Genomic DNA, 17,913 nt, shown 5'->3' on the forward strand with positions numbered 1-17,913 from the left:
GGCCTCCGATCAGTAGGGGACGCCGAGGAACCGGCGGGTCGAGAACTCCATGTCGGCGTAGCTCGGGAACGGCCAGACGTTGTCGCTCATCCAGGTGTAGCTGTCGAAGGTGAAGACCCCGCCGCCGAAGCCGCCCTTGGCCGTGCCGGCGCTGTAGGTCATCTGCTTGGAGGAGTTGACGCTCACTCCGCCGCCCCAGTCGCCGTAGCCGGCGGCCACGTTGCGGGCCTCCCCGCGGAAGTCGCCCGGGGTCGCCGCCTGGGTCCAGAAGACGTTCGCGTACGGGCCGCCGCCGGCACTGACACCGACGGCGAGGGGGATACCCGCGAGCGTCGGTCCGGGGATGCTCGTGTCGCTGCCCGTGAGACCGGCCTCGGCGCTGCCCCCTCCCGCGAAGAAGTGCATGGAGTCGAACAGTTGGTTGTTGAGCGTGGGCGGTGTGAAGTACACGCCGACGTTGACGTCGATGACGAAGAGACAGACGCCGGGGCAGAGGTTGAGGCCGAGGCCGAGTTGCACGCCGGCGGCGTGCGGACCCTCGGTCACGCCGTCCACCACGTGCTGGGCGACGCCCGGGACGTCGACCCCGGACTTCTCGGCGAGCTCCAGGCCGAGCTTCGCCGCCTGCACCACGGGGTGCTGCTGGACGGCGTTGACCGCCGCGGACTTCAGCAGGTCCTTCGCGCTCGCCGAGTCGGACGGCCCCGTGCCGGGAGCGGGCGGCAGGAAGGTCGCGGTCTCCTGCCCGGCCTTGCCGATCCGTCGGTGGATCTGTTGCGAGAGCGAGAGCTTCGGCGGTTTCTCCGCGCCGGCCTTCGACTTCTCCTCGTCCGCCTCCTTGCCGCTCGTGCCGGTCCGGTCGACCCGCCGCAGCGGGTTGCCGCGGGTGTAGGCGTAGCGGTTGGAGCCGTCCGACTCGCCGGCCGGGTCGGGTGAGGTCCAGCGGCCGAGCCAGGGCGCGTAGTGGCGGGCGCCGTGGCGGGCGAGGCCGCTCTCCTCCTCGCGTTCCATGCCGGTGAAGCGGTAGCGCTTGGCGGCGTAGGAGCCGAACGAGGTCTCCCCGTACGGCGTGTACTCCTCGCGGTTGACCAGCGCGCCGGCCTGGTCGAGGACGGCGCCGACGCTGCCGAGGTGGTCGTGGAGCGCGTACTTCACCGCCGGGGTGAGGTCCCCGGGGAGGGCCGGACCGAACCGCGCCGAGCTGATCCGGGACTCGCCGTCCGGCAGGTGGACGGTGTCGTGGGCGGACACCGCGCCGGTCGGGGCGACCAGGACGATCCGCTCGAAGACCCCGTCGATGTCCACGGTGAGCCGCCGGGCCCCGCCCATGTCCTGACGGATCTTCAGCACCCGTTGCCCGGCGGCGTCGTAGCGGTTGACGACCTGGAGGGTGGGCAGCCGGCCGGCCTGCTCGCGATAGCCGGTGAGCCGGCCGGCGGCGTCCCAGCCGAAGTGCCGGCTGTCCGCGTCGGAGAGCAGGTTGCCGCAGGCGTCCCAGCGGTGCTCGTAGCGGACGTCCGCGACCAGCAGGGCGGCCGGCCGGTCGTGGCCCGGCTCGGTGGGCATCCGGCGGACCCAGCCGGCGCCGTCGGCGGCGTGGGTCAGCGTGGTGAGGTTGCCGGCGTCGTCGTACTCGTAGCTCTCCCGGTACGCCCGGGTGCGGGTCGGGTCGGTGCCGGCCGGGCCCGCGCTCCACGGCGTGGCGGGCCGGATCTCGTGTTCCCGGCCGGTGGCCGCGATCAGCCGGTACAGCGGGTCGTAGTCGAACAGGCGGATCAGCCGGTCGGGGGTCGGGGCGAGGCCCGAGCCGGAGTGGGTGTCCGTGACGGTGAGCACGTTGCCGACCAGGTCGTGCCGGTAGGCGTGGTCCTCCACGGCGGGCCCCCGCGACTGCCAGTGCGGCGCGCCGTCGGCGCCGGTGAACTCGACGGCCGGCTCGCTGCGCAGCCGGGCCGGCCGGCCGCTGTGCGGGTCGTACAGTGCGCGGGTCAGCACGCCGTTGCCGTACAGGGTGAGCACCCGGCGGCCCCGGGCGTCGTACGCCGCGCGGCGCAGGTGCGGCACGCCGTCGAGGGCGAGCTCGGCGAGCGCGCCGGAGCGGCCGTAGCCCGCAGTGATCTCGGCCCGGTGGCCGGTGACGTCCTCGGGGCAGCGCAGCAGGGTGCGTCGGCCGAGCGCGTCGTAGCGGTTGCTGAGCCGGTAGGTCGCCAGGTCGAGCGGCGCCGGGCCCTCGACACCGCCGCCGGTGCCGGCGACAGTGCCGGTGCCGGTGCCGGTCAGGCTCATCGGATCGCCCGAGCCGGGCGGGCCGCCCGGGCCGTCCGAGCCTCCGGGGTCGGTCGGGCCACCGGAGTCACCGGGCAGCGGCAGCGGCAGGTCCTCGCCGGGCAGCCGCCGGACGGTCTCCAGCGGCCGCCCGGCCCGGTCGTACGCCTCGTGGGTCAGCTCGCCGGCCTCGTCGCGCACGACGTGCGCCCGGCCGAGCAGGTTGGCCCCGGTGTCCGGCGCGGTGAGCGTGTCGCCGTAGACGGTCTCCACCCGCAGCGTGATCGGGCTGTCGGCGTCGTCGCGGGCCCACAGCCGCACCGGCCGGTGGGCGGCGTCGAAGCGGGTGAGCAGCACGGCGCCGCGGGCGTCGTGCTCCTCCAGCGGGCCGTCCAGCGGGTCGAGCACCCGGCGGCGTACCCCGGAGTCGCGGTGCTCGGTGCGCCAGGGGCGGCCGAGCAGGTCGTACGCGGTGCGCGAGCCGGTCCGGCCGAGGGCGTCGACGGTCTCCACCACCCGGCCCTCGAAGTCGAGGCGCGTGCGCGTGGTCAGCGCGCGGTCGGCCAGGCGCTCGACGGTCGCGACGGTCCGGCCGAGGGCGTCGCGCAGGGCGGTCGTCGGGGTGTCGCGGTGGCCTGCCGGGGTGCCGGAGGCGCCGGGGTGGGTGCGGCCGGCGTTGTCGTTGGCATCGTAGGTCCAGGTCTCCCAGGGCGTGGGCCGGTACTCGTCGGGCGTGCCGAGGGCCGTCGGGCGCCCGTGGACGGTGCGCAGCTCGGAGCCGTCGGCAGCGGTGACCCGGACCACCTCGCCCCGCGGGTCGCGGTGGGTGGTGACGCGGGCCAGGTCGGGCTGCTGCTCCTCGGGCGGGGTCCAGTTCCAGCCCTCGGCGAAGTAGGGCTCGTAGGCGACGGTCACCCGGCCCTTGTCGTCGTAGGTCCGCCAGCCGGTGACGGCGACCCGGGGCGCGCCGGCCTGCCCGAGCAGGCCCACCGCCTCGCCGACGGTCGCGGCCGGGTCGGCGGGCAGGCCGAGCGCAGCGACGGTCAGCTCGTCGGCCTGCACCCGGGTCTGCAGCAGCCGCCCGAACCCGTCGGTGGCCTCCCGCTGTTGGACGAAGCGCTCCGGGTGGCGCTCCCGTTCGTCGGCGGGGAACAGCGCCGCGATCTCCGCCGTGGTGGGGGCGGGCAGCCCGGCGGCCAGGCGGCGGGCGCGTTCGGCGAGGACCACGGCCCAGCGGTGCTCGGTGCGGCGGCTGGTGTGCACCCAGGCCGGCCCGCCCTCGACGTCCCAGGCGTCGAGGCGGTACTCGAAGACCGTGCCGGGCTGCTCCGGGGTGTCGCCGTCCTCCTCCCCCGGCCGCCCCAGCAGGGCGGTCGAGGTCGGCAGGCCGAGCGGGCTGTAGGTGAGGAGCGTCCGGTTGCCGTTCGGGTCGGTCCCGAGGGCCGGGCGCAGCACCCGGTAGTCGTACTCGGCGGTGCTGGTCAGGCCGACCGGGCCGGTGGTGCGCACCGGGAGCAGCTCGTAGCGGTCGTAGGCCACTTCGGTGCGGCCGTCGAGGGCGTCCAGCTGGACGGCGACCTGGCCGCGGTCGGTGTGCCGCAGCCGCGAGGTGACGGCGTACCAGCCGTCGGGGCGGCCGGGCTCTCCGGCGACGTACCGGTAGCCGGCGTGCGGTGGCAGCTCCTCGCGCCACTGGGCGGGGTAGTCCGCGGGAGACTCCGTCCCGGCCAGGTAGGGCGGCACCTCCTCGTCCCAGGCGGCGGTGAGGGTGCGGGCGGTGTGCACCAGGGTCTCGGTGCGGGCGGGCAGGCCGCGGGCGCCGGCCCGGCCGAGCGGCAGGCCCTCGAAGGGTTCGCCGTCGTAGTGGGTGCGCTCGTGGCCGAGCAGGACGGTGGCGGCGGTGCCGGCGCCCACCGTGCGCCACAGCTCGGCGAGCGGCAGCGTGCCGGGGTCGGTGACCTGCAGCCGGGTGGTGGCGGCGGTCAGGTCCAGGCGCGGCGCCTGCCCGTCGTCGCCGGCGGCGTACTCGGTCCGCACCGCGCCGACCAGGTACGGGTCGCCGCCGCCGGTCGGAGCGGCCGGGTCCTGTCCGCGCGGCACGCCGGCCTCGCCGGTGAGCCGGGGGCGGCCGTACTCGTCGAAGTCGTCGCTCCAGCCGAAGCGGTGCATGGGCTCGTCGCCGCGCAGCCACTCGGTGCTGCGGTGGGCGGTCTCGGCCGCGTGGACGACCGGCCGCGCCGCCCAGCGTCCGGCCGCCCCGGCGGCGCCGTCCAGCACGGCGGCGACGCGGTGGCGGTACTCGGTGACGGTGTAGGGCCGCGGTCCGAGCACCGGGTGCCCGTCGGCGGCGTACAGCTCGCTGCGCAGGACCCGGCCGCGCAGCGCGCGGGCGGCGTCGCGCAGCGCCCGGCGCGGGGCGTCCTCGGGCAGGCGGTACTCGGTGGGGCCGAGCCGGGCCGGGTCCTCGGACCAGTGCTCGGGCCGCAGGTCGGGGGCGTTCCAGTCGCCCTCGGCGGGGCCGAGCGGGCCGAGGTGGTACCAGGTGCGGGTCTCGGTGGGCGGGGTCGCCTGCTCGCCGGCCCGGTCGGTCCGGGCGTCGAACACGTCGACCCGGCCGAAGCCGCGGAACTCCCGCTCCGCGCCGTCCCAGGCGCCGTGGTGGTAGCGGTAGACCGTGCTCTGCGCGGAGCGGGCCAGCTGGTCCCGGACGGTGGTCCCGGCGACCACCTGCACCGGGAAGGGCAGCACGGTGGCCCAGGGCCGCCGTTCGGCCGCGTCCGCCAGCCGGAAGCGGGTCGACGGCGCGTAGCGGATCTCGCCGCGCATGCCGCGGTGGTTGTCGACCGAGGTGAGCAGGTAGGGCTTGGTTCCTCCGGTGAGGTCGAGGAAGGCGTAGCCGGTGCCGCGTCCGGCGTCGCGGCTCCACAGGATGCCCTGGGTGCCGTGGCCGAGCAGGTCGACCAGCCGGACGGCGTCCAGGTCGGTGACGCCCGGGGTGCCGTGCAGGGTGAGCGGCGGGGCGAAGCCGGTGCCGGACCGGTTGAGCCAGAGGGTGAGGTGTCCGTCGCCGACGTACACCAGGTCGGCGCAGCCGTCGCCGTCGAGGTCGCCGAGCAGGACCCGGCGCGGGTCGAAGCCGGTGCCCTCGTCGAACACCGGGCCGGCCGTCATCCGGATCTCGGCGCCCCAGCGGCCGTGGCCGAGGTACGGCCAGTAGCGCACCCGGCGGTGCTCGACCAGGACGATGTCGGAGAGTCCGTCGCCGGTCATGTCGGCGAGGTGGACCCGGGGGTCGGTGAACGGGACCGGGGGCGCGGCCGGGGCCCGGCGGGCGGTGGTCCAGCCCCGGCCGGGCTGCTGGAGGAAGAGTTCCAGGCCCGCGCCGCCGCTGCGGACGGCGTCGGTGATGCCGTCGCCGTCCAGGTCGACCAGTTTGACGGCGGGGTCGTCCAGGTCGAACGGCGGCGCGGCAGCGTGCCGGACGAACCGGGCCGGGTCGAAGCCTCCGTTCGGGGCGGGCGGGTAGTGGCCGCCGGGGACCAGCAGGTCGGTGCGGCCGTCGCCGTCGCAGTCGGCAAGCTGGACGCCCGGGTCGGCCAGGGCGAGGCCGTCGGGGGCGGTCAGCGGTACGGGCCGGGCGAACCGCCCGTCGCCGAGGTTGCGCCAGTAGCGGGCGTACTGGCCGGTGAGCTGGACCAGGCTGGGCAGGCCCTCGCCGAACAGGTCGACCAGTTCCAGCGTCGGGTCGGCCAGCGAGGTGGCGGGCAGCGCGCCGGCGGGTGCGGCGAGGGGGCGGTGGCGGCGGGCGGCCGGGTCGTAGCCGGAGTAGCCGAGCTCGATCGGCGGGGTGCTCTGGACGGCCTCGCCGTCGTGCCCGCTGACCGTGACCCGGGTGAGCAGGGACGCGGAGTTGGCGGCCTCGGTGTAGCCGAACTCGACCCGGCGGGCGAGGACGGGCTGCTCGCCGTGGTGCATCCAGGTCTCGATCCGGGTGCAGCGCAGTGCGGTGCGCAGCTCGAAGCCGGGTCGGCGGTCGCTGGTCCGGTCGGCCCGCTCCTGGTGGCCGAGCACGACGTGGACCAGGAACTCGCCGTCGCCGCGTTCGACGTAGCGGATGTCGGCGAGGTGCAGCTGCTCGTGTCCGGGTCCGGCGTCGCGTCGGTAGCGGTAGAGCACCCGGTTGCCGTGCGGGTCGGCGCTCTCGCTGAGCAGCCAGCCGAAGATCCGGGCCGGGTCGGCCGGGTCGGTGAGGGCCGCGGGGTCGCGCCAGTCGGGTGCGGCCTGCGGCGGGCGGGCGGTGCCGTAGCGGTTGGTCAGCCCGGCGCCGGTGCGGACCTCCCAGTAGTCCTGGCCGTCCGCGGTGACGTGCTCGATCCGGGCGAAGCCGCTCTCGGTGCGGGGGCGGTAGCGGGTGCGGCCGGGGGCGCCCCCCGGCACCGGGACGAGGTCCTCGGCGCCGGAGAGCAGGAAGGTGTCGCGCTCGTCGTAGTGCGGCAGGCCGCGCCGGGTGGAGCGGCGGACGTCGGGCGGGCTGAGCCGCCAGCCCATGCCGAACGGGCCGTTGGGGTTGCCGGAGCTGTACTCGAGGGCGAGCTTCGGGGTGAGGCCGGCCCGGCCGGCCGGCAGCTCCACCGGGAGGGTGAAGGTGCCGGTGCCGGTCTGCGGGTCGGCGCGGAACGCCTCGCCGAGGCCGGCGATCGCGCCGCCGCCGCTCGGCAGGTCGATGACGGGTGCCTTCGCATTCATGCCGACCACCTCGGGGCCTGCCCGATCCAGCCGACCACCAGCAGGATGTCGTCGAGCCGTCCGGAGTCGAACAGCTCGTCGGCTTCCGGGCCGAAGGCGAGCTGCCAGTCGCCGGCCGGGGGCTGGCCGCACAGGGCGGTCCAGGCGGCGGCGTTGCCGCGGCGGGTGGAGGCGACGCCCTGGTAGGTCTGCGCCTCGCCGCCGAGGGCGCCGCGGGTGAGGGTGACGCCCATCGTCGGGATCTCCTCCGAGCTGTCGAGGTCGAGGACGCACAGCGCCACCGATCCGACGGCGAGCTGGTCGAGTTGGGCGGGGAAGTCCGGGCGGGCCAGGGTGAGGCCGGCGCCGCGCGGGCCGGCGGTCTCCGGATTGTGCAGCGCGTACCAGAGGTCCGGGAAGTCCTCGCGGAGGCTGAACATCCGTTCGCCGCTGCGCTGTTGGTCGCTGTTGAGGCGTTCGACGACCCGGGCCCGGTGCTCCTCGCTGTGCATGGCGGTGTACTCCACCGTGAGCACCACGTCGGCGATCGAGGAGTAGTCGAACGCGTTGGCCGCGCGCGGCAGTTCGAACCGCCAGGTGGTGTCCACGCCGGTGCCCTCGAACGGCAGCAGCATCTCGGACTGGGCGTCCAGCTCGAACACTCCGGTGGCGGAGACCGGCGAGGTCAGGGCGACCAGCTCGGGGTCGCGGCGCAGCGCGGTCTCGGTGAGCGTGGCGCCCGCGTCGCCGGAGCGGGCCACGACGCGGGAGATGCCGGAGGAGGCGAGGGTGGCCCTGATCCCCTGGCCGGGCGGCACCAGGGCCACCAGCGAGGTCTTCACCCGCCGCACCAGGCGCAGGTAGTGGCCGGGGAAGGCCTCGTCGAACCAGCGCATCGGGGTGGCGAAGTCCAGTTCGCCGGTCTGCCGGAAGCGGGCGAACTCCACCGGGGCGAGCTGGGCGACCGAGAAGGTCTGGGTGATGTTCAGCTTGCGCCGGTCGGTGTCGAAGGCGTACTGGTCGAGCCCCTGGACGTCCTGGAGCAGCCGGGCCGAGCCGGTCAGCCCGCGCCGGTCGGCGTCCGCGCCGTCGCCGGGCGCCTGCCAGTAGTCGGTGCGCACGAAGGTGGAGACGGACTCCTGGCGTTCGAAGGCGAGTTGCTCCTGCGCGAGGCGGGCGACCGCGGTGGCCTGCTGGAGGAAGTAGCGGTACACGCCGCCGAGCACCTGGGCCATCCAGTGGTACAGCTCGGCGCTGGTGAACTGCCCGTCCAGGAAGAGCAGGGTGGCCTGGGCCTGGCTCGCCTGGAGTTCGGCGACGGTCTTCTCCTGCGCGACCACGTCGAGGTGGGCGGCGGCGGCCTGGCCCTGCTTGGCGGCGATGTTGCCGTCCTTCTCGGCCAGGCCCAACTGCAGCCGCCAGTCGTCCTTCTGGCGTTCCATCCCGGCCAGGAAGGTGTTGGCCTGCAACTGCTCCTCCAGCAGGTTGAGCTTGCCGCCCGCCACCGCCTTGCCGATCATCGCCGCGCCGGCGACGCCGTTGGCGACCTGCTTGAAGCCGAAACTGCCGATGAAGTCGACGAGGCTGGCCGACTGCGCCGCCAGCTGGGCCACGCCGATGGTGGCGTCCAGCGCGCCGATCACGTTGCGCATGTCGCGGACCTGCTTGTAGCCCTTCAGCATGCGCTGCTCGTAGCTGTTCAGCCCGGCCTGCAGCCGGTCCGCGTAGTGGCCGGCCAGGTACGCCGCCCGCTCCTGCTGGGCGGTGGCGAGCTCGGTGCCGGTCTCCGCCTCGGTCAGCCGGCGGGCGGCCAGCGTCACCTGGGCGGCGCTCAGCTGCACGGCCTGGTCGGCCTCGAACCGCCGGTAGGTCTTCTCGTCGTACTTCTCCAACGCCGCGAGGTATTGGGCCTCGACGGCACTCGCCTGCCCGGCCAGCTGCCGGGACCGCTCGACCAGCGAGCGGAAGCGGTACGGGGTCGGCGGCGCGACGGCCCGCCGGGCCGCGGCGCCGGCGCCCGCCGTCATCGCCTGGCCGAGGTCGACGGTGCGCAGCATGCCGGCGATGTTCCGGCCCTGCCCGATCTTGGCGAGCTGGGCGCGGGCCCGGGCGCCGAGCGCGACGGCGTCCTGGTTGGGGAAGGCGACGTCACCGGTGGTGACGCCGGTCGGCCACAGGTCGGGCAGCGCCAGCAGGTCGAGCGCGGCGCCGTACAGCCCGCGGGCCCGGCCGGTCTCCTCCCGGGCGAACTCGGAGTCCGCGAAGTCCACGAAGCAGCGGATCAGGGCGAGCAGGGTGTAGCGGGTGTACGGGTTGGGCCGGCCGGCGGCGACGGTGTGCGGGTTGAGGTTCTTGGTCCAGCGCGGCGGCAGGGTCAGGTCGGCCGGGCCCTGCTGCTCCAGGGCCAGCAGGTGGCAGACCTTCCGCTCGGCCATCGGCCGGTGGTACGCGTACACCCGCTGCAGCCAGTCCAGCGCCGTGACGTGCTCGCCGGAGGCCTGCAGACCCTGGGCGAGCAGCAGCGGGACGAAGTACAGGACCTCCAGCACGTCCACCGCCGCAGGCTGCAGGTACGGCGCCTTCGGGACGCCGGTCGTGTCGCGGATCTCGAACGGCGACAGCAGTCGCTGCGACAGCTCGCGCAGGGCCAGCAGCTGGGTGTCGGTCTGCACGTCGGTGAGCTGGAAGCCGGCGCCGAACCGGTCGCGCAGCGCCTGCGGAAGCTCCTGCCAGTACGCGGCGGCCTGCTGGCGGGCCTCGACCGGGCTGAGCCGGGCGACCGAGCGCAGTCGGCCGACCAGGTTGGTGAACGGCGCACTGCGGGTCGGGTCGGGGGTGTAGACGGCGGTGCGGCGGGTGGGGTCCAGCTGGTTCTCGGGGTACAGGAAGGCGAGCAGGGCGGCGCGCCAGGTGTCGTAGCCGCCCATCCAGGCCCAGTCGGCGTCGAAGTCGCTCTCGCTGGTGAGCTTCCAGCCGCCGGCCGGGTGGCCGTTGCCGAAGCGGGCGACCCGCAGCGAGAACATGACGTTCTGCAGGGTCTCCACGGCCTGCAGGATCCGCGTGGTGCGCAGCGCGCCGCCGGCGCCGACCGGCAGCTGGTAGCGCTCGCCGAGCGCGTCGGCGGCGTCCGGGCGGGCGCCGATCCGGGCGGCGTCCAGCAGGGCGTCGCGGAGCACCGGCAGGGCGCTCTCCTCGGTGGCGGCGAGCAGCGCGGCGTGCCCTTCGGTGAGGGCGCGGTGCTCCTGGGCGCGGGAGCGCAGGACGGTCTCCCAGCCGCGGCGGGCGGCCTGGCGGGCCCGCCAGGCGGGCAGCCGGGGCGCCGCCGCGCCGGGCACGAACTGGTCGGGCGACAGGGTCAGGGCCGACTCCTCGGAGCGCCACTGCGGGTGGTACTGCGCGACCTTCTTCACCTGGGTGAGGACGGCGTACAGGCTGTCCCACTCGGCGGCGGTGACCTGCGCGCCGACGGCGGCGGTCAGCGCCTTGATCCGGCGCAGCAGCAGGAAGGCCTCGCGGGTGAGCCCGGCGGCGGTCAGCTGCGGCTCGATGTCGGCCCCGGCCCGCTCCTGCGCGTCCAGGGCGTCGAGGTCGGTCGCGGGCAGGGCGTCGGCGAGGACGGCGCGGTAGCCGGCGGCCGGGTCGGCGGCGGCCTCGCGCCGCGTCTTCAGGCCCTGGACCACCGCGCCCAGGGCGGTACGGCGGGCGGCGAGCAGCGCGGCCGCCTGACTCGCCGGGCGGACGTCGAGGTCGCTCAGCAGGTCGGGGTCGACGATGACCGCGAACTCCCGCCCGGTGGCGGTCCGGTCCTGCTGCGCCCAGCGGACGCGCATCCGCTCCTCCCGCCACTCCAGGACCTGGCCGCGCGGGAGTTGGCGCAGCTGGGGCTTGGCGGTGCCGGTGTCGCGCAGGCCGAACAGCCGCTCCAGGGCGTCCTCGGTGAGCACGGCGGGCTCAAGGGTGAGCGCGTCCAGCTGGTCCGGCCGGCTCGGGGAGAGCGGGAGGCCGAGCCGCTCGGCGAGGGCCTGTCGGGAGGCCTGGTCGGCGCCGCGCACCAGGCGCAACTCCTCGTAGGACGTGCCGAGTTCGCCGAGCAGGGTCTGGTAGGCGGTCCACCGGTACTCGGCCTCGGCGGCGGCCGGCACGGTCTCCGGGGTCGGGAGGTTGGCGCCGGTGGCGAGCTTGGCGGCCCCGGCCTCGTCCACCGCGTAGGTGAAGACCCGCAGGTCGTCGAGCATGCCGTTGAAGCCGGGGCCCCACGAGGCGCCGCCGACCCGCAGCGGGCCGTCGTTCCCGACCACCCGTCCGGTGAAGGAGGCGGAGCTGTCCAGCTTCCCGTCCAGGTACAGCAGCGCCTGGTTGCCGCGCTTGACGAAGGTGACGTGGGTCCAGGTGTTCAGTTGCAGCGACGCGGTGCCGTTCAGACCGGCGTTGTACTCGGTGGTGGTGCTGAACCGGGCGTGCAGCTTGAGCGCGTCGGGCTGCAGCCAGATCGCGAAGGTGCGCTGCAGGTCGTCGTTCCCCTTGTGCATCACCTTGCGCCACAGGCCGGTCGGGCCCTGCCGGACGTTGATGTAGAAGCTGACCGTGAAGTCGGTGCCGTTCCAGCCGATCTCGAACCTGTCGGTGTGCGGCAGCAGACCGCCGTTGGTGCTGCCGTCGAAGCTCACGGCCTGGCCGCTGCGGCCCGGCGCGCGGACCAGACCGGCCGGGAAGGTGAGGGTGTGCCCGTTTCCGGAGCGGTCTCCGGCTTCGTTCCCCGAGACCGCGTCGTCGTCGAAGGTCCAGTGGCCGGCCAGCTTGGGGCTCTTGTCCTCGACGTGCCGGCGCAACACGTCGATCACCCCGGTCAGCTCGTTGACCGGCCGGTATCCGGCGTCGCCGTGCGCCGCCAGCGCGGTGCTCAGCTCGGCGAACTGCTGGCGGAACACCTCCGCGATGCGCTTCGAGAGCAGGGCTCCGCCGGGCACGGTGGCCTGCCCCTGGGCGAAGCCCAGCAGCGAGTCCAGGTAGGCGCGCTGGGAGAGCCGTTCCTCCAGCGAGGCCGGACGGTACTCACTGACGGCGCGCACCGGTATGTCGGTCGCGGTGACCTTGCCCGCGGCGTCGACGGCCTGCACCCCGATGGTGTGCGTGCCGTAGCCGTAGATGCTCGGCGAGGCGCTCCAGGCCGCCCAGCCGGGCGAGGCCGCGACGGCGTCGGTCCACGCGCCGCCGTCCACCCGGTACTGGACGACGCGGACCCCGCTCTGGCCGTCCACCGCGGCGCCGGTGACCGGGATCGTCGCCACGCCGTCCTTGAGCGTGAACTCCTTGTTGGGGGTGGGACTCTGCACGGTGAGCGTGGGCGGAGTGATGTCCTGGACGGCCAGCGTGACGTCCCGGGTCGCGGTGTTGCCCACCGCGTCGCGGCAGCGCAGCCGCAGCACCCGGGCGCCGAGCGGCGCTGCGGGCAGCTGGAAGTTGCCCTTGAAGGTGCCGGTCGGGCCCTCGACCAGGCCGCCCGAGCCGGTACCGACCAGCTCCCAGCTCATCGTCCGCGCACCGAAACCGGTGGAGGTGGTGGCGGTGATGTCCAGCGGCAGCCCGCCGATCGGCACGCCGAGGACGCCGGCGGCCGGGGCGACCACGGTCAGGTCCGGCTCGGTGCTGCCGAGCGTGATCTGGACGGACGCACTGGCCTGGGCCTCGACGTAGGTGCCGTCCTCGCCCTGCGCGTCGGCGAAGACCGTCGCGGTGAAGTTCCCGGGGCGGTAGGCCTGGACGTTCGCCCGCCAGGACCTGGTGTAGCCGGAACCGGACAGCGCGACGTCGTAGCTTCGGTCGTCGAACCGGACGACGACGGACAGGTCCGACGCGTACTTCACGGTGACCGAGCCGCTCAGCTCGAACCAGGCGCCCGGCTGGGGGGCGCTGACGCCCGCCCCGTTGATCTTCACGGAGAGCACGGGCGTCGGCGGGGGTGGCGGCCAGTTCGGGTCGTCGACCGGGGGAAGCATGGTCGGATCGGTCGTCGGGTCGGTGGGGTCGGTCATGTCCTGCCGGTTCATGGGAGTCCTCTCGTCGTGACGATTCGTCAGTTTGGCGAGGGGGACTTGTGGATGGCGTGCAGCCCGCATGTGGGCGGAGTGATGAACATGAACGCATCAGTCCGTTGATCGCGCGTTGATTCGATGCCCAGTCCGGGCAAGCAGAGTCAACGGACGGAGCGTCAGCAGAGCGGGGAGGTAAGCCGATGGGCGACCGTACGGGGTGGGAGTTCGGCGTGCTCGGACCGTTGGAGGTCCGCTACGACGGGTGCGTCCTCACCCTCGGCAGCACCCGCCAGCGGGCCGCGCTGACCGCCCTGGTGGCGGCTGCGGGCCGGACCGTCCCGGTCGCCGAACTGATCGACACGGTATGGGAGGAGGAAGCGCCCCCGAGCGCGCTCAACAGCTTGCAGAGCCACCTCTCCCGGCTGCGCTCCCGGCTCGTCGCCGTCTCCGGGGCGCCGGTCCTGGGGTACGACCCGGCCGGCTACCGCCTCCTGGTCACCCCGGAGCGGATCGACGCCCGGCGCTTCGAACGCGCCGCCGCCGACGGCCGGGAGCAGCTGGCGGACGGCCGGCCGGACCGCGCCCTGGAGTTGCTGCACGAGGCCCTCGGCCTGTGGCGCGGCGCCGCCCTCGGCGAGTTCCGCGACCACTGCTCGCTCCGGGCCGACAGCGCCCGACTGGAGGAACTGCGGCTGCTGACGGTGGAGTCGGCGGCCGCGGCCGAGCTGGCGCTGCGCCGCCCGGACGACGCGGCGGCCCGGCTGACCGCGCTGGTCGCCGAGCACCCGCTGCGCGAACGGGCTCTGGCACGGCTGATGCTCGCGCTCTACCGCACCGGCCGGCAGGCCGACGCCCTGGCGCTCTACCGACGCTCCCGCCGACGGCTGGTGGCGGAACTCGGCGTGGAGCCGGGCGCCGAACTCGCCGGCACCCAGCAGGCCATCCTCCGGCACGACCCGGCACTGCGGCCGGGACCGGACCGGGAGGACCGACTCCCGGCTGTCCCCCGCGAAGTCGAGCGCCGTGCCGTGGCGCTCGCACCGGACGAGGGCCCCGGCGCTGCCGATCTTGTCGACCCTGTCGGCGTCGAGGCCCACCCGGTCGCGACCGGGCGCGGCATCGCCGTCGTGGCCGAGGAATCGCCGCGACGGACACCCGCCGATGCTCCGACCGCAGGCAGCGGGCAGCACCCCGAGGCCGACCGGCCGACTCACGCCGGTCCGACCGCTGCGGGTACGTGGCACCGCCCGGCCCCCGACCGCTGGCGGCGCCGCGGTCCGCACCGGGGACCGGCCGCAGCGGGCGCCGTCCACATCCTCCCACCACTGTTCGCGGCCGCTCGGCCGGAAGTCGAAGCGGTCGGCGAAGAGCTTCTCAGCCAGTCGACGGACGATCCACGAGCCCCTGCGGCTCCGGGCGGCGGGGTCTTCCCGGTGGTCACGGCGATGGTTCCCCGGATTCCGGCAAGGGCCGACACAGCCGCGCTCGGCGGCCTTCCTCGCTCCTGCCGGGCCCCGCCACCTGCTCCCGCCCGGCCGCGCCGACCTCACCCCCGCCGGACCCGTCGACGGCCTCTGCGATCCGCAGCGCAGCCCGCCTCGACCGGCCGGGGACCGTCCCCGCGGGCACGGGAAGCAGTGGACGCCGAATTCCGCTCGGCTCCCACCCGCCCTGGTCCGCGCTCAGCGGTGCTCGGGGTTCTCGAAGTCGAAGCGGCAGCCCGCGTCCCACTCGGAGCGCTGGTTGCCGTGCGCCGGGATGCCGCCCGCGTCCTTCAGCATCCGCGCCAGGTGCAACTGGTTCCACGTCATGAACGTGGTGTTCCGGTTCGTGAAGTCGTTCTCCGGCCCGCCCGAGCCCTCATCGAGGTACGACGGCCCCGGGCCGGCCGGACCGACCCAGCCCGCATCGGCCTGCGGCGGGATCGTGTACCCCAGGTGCTGGAGGCTGTAGAGCACGTTCATGGCGCAGTGCTTGGCGCCATCCTCGTTCCCGGTGATCAGGCAGCCGCCGACCCGGCCGTAGTAGGCGTACTGGCCGTGCTCGTTGAGGACGGACGAACAGGAGTACAGCCGCTCGATCACCCTCTTCATGACGGAAGAGTTGTCTCCCAACCAGACCGGGCCGGCCAGGGTGAGGATGTCGGCGTTCATGATCTGGGAGTAGAGGACGGGCCAGTCGTCGGTGTCCCAGCCGTGTTCGGTCATGTCGGGCCAGACGCCGGTGGCGATGTCGTGGTCGACGGCGCGGATCTCCTCGACCTGGACGCCCTCGCGGCGCAGGAGGGCGGCGCTGAGGTCGATCAGGCCCTGGGTGTGGCTGCGTTCGGGTGAGCGCTTGAGGGTGCAGTTGAGGAAGACCGCCCGCAGGTCGGTGTAGGTGGCCATCGGGGTCCGTTTCGTGGGCAGGCACGGCGGGGGGGGGAGGCCATCGCACCACGGGTGCGCGCCGGTGGGTGGCGCGGCACGCCGTGGCGCGGGGGTGACGGGTGGTCAGGCGGCGCTCAGGGAGAAGTAGTTCTCCTCCTCCTGGGCGAAGTGCAGTTGCAGGACGGAGTGCAGGCCGTAGAGGCAGGCGCGCAGGTCGTCGTGTTGTTCGGGGGCGAGGGTGCCGGTGGGTTCGGCGTGGGCGAGGTGGGTGGTGATGCGGTGGGCGAGGCGGTGGATCTCGGTGTGGGCGCGGCTCATGGTGGCGGTGGTCTCGGGGCCGCCGAGGGCGTCGGCGAGGGCGGGGTAGAGCTCGTGCTCCTCGGCCTCCTCGTGCGGGAGCAGCCGGGTGGTGAGCAGGTGGTCGACGTGGCGGACGGCGGCGAGGGCATCGGTGGAGTCGGGTGCGGTGAGGCGGTCGGCGGCTTCGCGGACGGCTTCAAGGACGTCCCGCAGGTCGTCGTGCTCGGCGGAGAAGCGGCGGACGAGTTCCTCGGTGTCGGCGTCGATCTCCGGCCCGACGCCGCGGCCGGGGCGCAGGGCGCGCAGCGCGTTGAGGATGACGGCGACGTCGATGAGCTGTTGGAGCAGGGCGCCGGCGGCGGGCGGGAGGAGTCCGAAGGCGGCGAGGACCATGGCGGCGGCGGAGAGCAGCATGCCGCCGAGTGCGGACTGGACGGCGATCCGGCGGGAGCGGGTGGCGATCTGGGCGGCGTCGGCGAGGCGGTCGACGCGGTCGGTGGTGAGGACGATGTCGGCGGCTTCGGAGGAGGCGCTGGCGCCGCGGGCGCCCATCGCGACGCCGACGTCGGCGGCGGCGAGGGCCGGGGCGTCGTTGACGCCGTCGCCGACCATGACGGTGACGGCGCGTTCGCGTTCGGCGCGGACGGCGGCGACCTTGTCGGCGGGTGACTGCTGGGCGCGGACGTCGTCGAGGCCGACCACGGCGGCGATTTCGCGGGCGGGTTCGGGGCGGTCGCCGGTGATCATGAGGAGTCGGGTGACGCCGGCCTCGCGCAGGCGGCGGACGGTGCGCGGCGCGTCGTGCCGGACGGGGTCGCGGAGCAGGACGGCGCCGACGGGCCGGTCGTCGACGGCGACCCAGGCGACGGCGGCGCCGTCGAGCGCGGCGCGGTTGTCGGCGGCCCGGGCCCAGGCGGGCAGGTCGGCGGTGTCGCGTTGGCCGACGGTGGCGGTGGCGCCGTCCGCGAGGGTGGCGACGGCGCCGCGGCCGGGCTGTTCGGTGACGTCGTGGACGGGGGGCAGGGTGAGGCCGCGTTCGGCCGCGGCGGCGGTGATGGCTTCGGCGAGGACGTGCGGCGAGTACTGGTCGACGGCGGCGGCGAGCGCGAGGACCTCGGCGGGGGTGCGGCCGGGGGCGGTGGCGATGTCGAAGGCGCGGGGGCGTCCGCTGGTGAGCGTGCCGGTCTTGTCGAGGCAGACGGTGCGCGCCCGGCCGAGGGTCTCCAGGGCGGCGCCGTCGCGGACCACGACGCCCTTGCGGGCGGCGCGCGAGATGCCGGAGACGATGGCGACGGGCGCGGCGAGCAGCAGCGGGCAGGGGGTGGCGACGACCAGGACGGCGACGGCGCGGATCGCGTCGCCGGTAAGCAGCCAGGCGAGGCCGGCGGCGGCGAGGGCGACGGGCAGGAACCAGGCGGCGTAGCGGTCGGCGAGGCGGATGACGGGGGCGCGTTCGGCGCCGGCCTGCTGGGTGAGGCGGACGATCTCGGCGTAGGTGCTGTGTTCCTCGGTGGCGGTGGCGCGCAGCTCGAAGGCGCTGCCGGCGTTGACGGCGCCGCTCCGGGCGGGGTCGCCGATCTCGCGGGCGACCTGGGCTGATTCGCCGGTGAGCACGGATTCGTCGAGGACGGCGCGGTGGCCGGTGATCCGGCCGTCGACCGGGACGGTCTCGCCGGGGCCGACGACGAGCCGGTCGCCGATCCGGACGTCGGCGAGCGGGACGGTCTCGGTGGTGTCGCCGGTGCGGCGACGGGCGGTGCGGGGGGCGTGCCGGAGCAGGGCGCGCAGGTCGCGGGTGGCGCGGCGTTCGGCGGCGGCGTCGAGCCAGCGGCCGCTGGTGAGCATCAGGGCGATCAGCGCGCCAGCCAGGTATTCGCCGGTGGCGAGGGTGCCGGCCAGGGCGAGGACGGCGATCAGGTCGACGCCGGCCCGGCCGCGCCGCAGCGCCTGGACGACCCACATCAGGGCGGGGGCGATGGCGGCGGCGGTGGCGACGATCCAGCACTGGTCGGCGAATCCGCGGGCTCCGGCCGCCCAGGCGATCAGGCCGGTGACGGTGGCGAGGGTGACGACGCCGAGCAGGACGGGTTCGATGCCGCCGCCGCTGAGCAGTTGTCGGGCGCCGCCCTGTTCGCTCGGCGCGGTGTGCGCTGCCATGGGTGTTCTCCTCCGCTCGGCCTGCGGCTTTCCTTCTCCAGTGCACCTCGCCGCGCGCGGTCCGG

The 17,913-nt window shown here is 75.0% G+C and carries 4 protein-coding genes and 1 pseudogene; 1 reads left to right on the forward strand and 4 read right to left on the reverse strand.

Annotation, left to right across the window (positions count from 1 at the left end; translation table 11 throughout):
• Positions 1-9: 9 nt before the first annotated feature.
• Positions 10-7,011 carry a SpvB/TcaC N-terminal domain-containing protein gene (locus IEZ12_RS40015; protein ID WP_189271790.1) on the reverse strand — a complete coding sequence of 2,334 codons (7,002 nt, stop codon included), beginning with the start codon at positions 7,009-7,011 and terminating at the stop codon, positions 10-12.
• Positions 7,008-13,037 carry a Tc toxin subunit A-related protein gene (locus IEZ12_RS10720; protein WP_189271791.1) on the reverse strand — a complete coding sequence of 2,010 codons (6,030 nt, stop codon included), beginning with the start codon at positions 13,035-13,037 and terminating at the stop codon, positions 7,008-7,010. Before IEZ12_RS10720 ends, IEZ12_RS40015 begins: the two co-directional genes overlap by 4 nt.
• Before the next feature lie 185 nt (positions 13,038-13,222).
• Here IEZ12_RS10720 and IEZ12_RS40570 point away from each other — a divergent pair.
• Positions 13,223-13,909, forward strand: a pseudogene (locus IEZ12_RS40570) (AfsR/SARP family transcriptional regulator); the annotation flags it as partial.
• Between the two features lie 795 nt (positions 13,910-14,704).
• On the opposite strand, the gene IEZ12_RS10730 reads toward IEZ12_RS40570, so the two are convergent.
• Both IEZ12_RS10730 and IEZ12_RS10735 read right to left on the reverse strand, forming a co-directional pair.
• Positions 14,705-15,409, reverse strand: a complete 705-nt coding sequence (locus IEZ12_RS10730; RefSeq protein WP_189271792.1) for a flavodoxin family protein — start codon at positions 15,407-15,409, stop codon at positions 14,705-14,707.
• 105 nt (positions 15,410-15,514) lie between these two features.
• Complete coding sequence (locus IEZ12_RS10735; RefSeq protein WP_189271793.1) at positions 15,515-17,848, reverse strand: heavy metal translocating P-type ATPase; 2,334 nt, start codon at positions 17,846-17,848, stop codon at positions 15,515-15,517.
• Positions 17,849-17,913 lie beyond the last annotated feature (65 nt).

This window comes from Kitasatospora griseola, assembly GCF_014648555.1.
In the GTDB taxonomy this organism is placed as follows: Bacteria; Actinomycetota; Actinomycetes; order Streptomycetales; family Streptomycetaceae; genus Kitasatospora; species Kitasatospora griseola.

Bases quoted from the DNA above. Each gene is read 5' to 3' on its own strand.
- IEZ12_RS40015 (WP_189271790.1), bottom strand. From the start codon at position 7,011: ATGAATGCGAAGGCACCCGTCATCGACCTGCCGAGCGGCGGCGGCGCG.
- IEZ12_RS10720 (WP_189271791.1), bottom strand. From the start codon at position 13,037: ATGAACCGGCAGGACATGACCGACCCCACCGACCCGACGACCGATCCG.
- IEZ12_RS10730 (WP_189271792.1), bottom strand. From the start codon at position 15,409: ATGGCCACCTACACCGACCTGCGGGCGGTCTTCCTCAACTGCACCCTC.
- IEZ12_RS10735 (WP_189271793.1), bottom strand. From the start codon at position 17,848: ATGGCAGCGCACACCGCGCCGAGCGAACAGGGCGGCGCCCGACAACTG.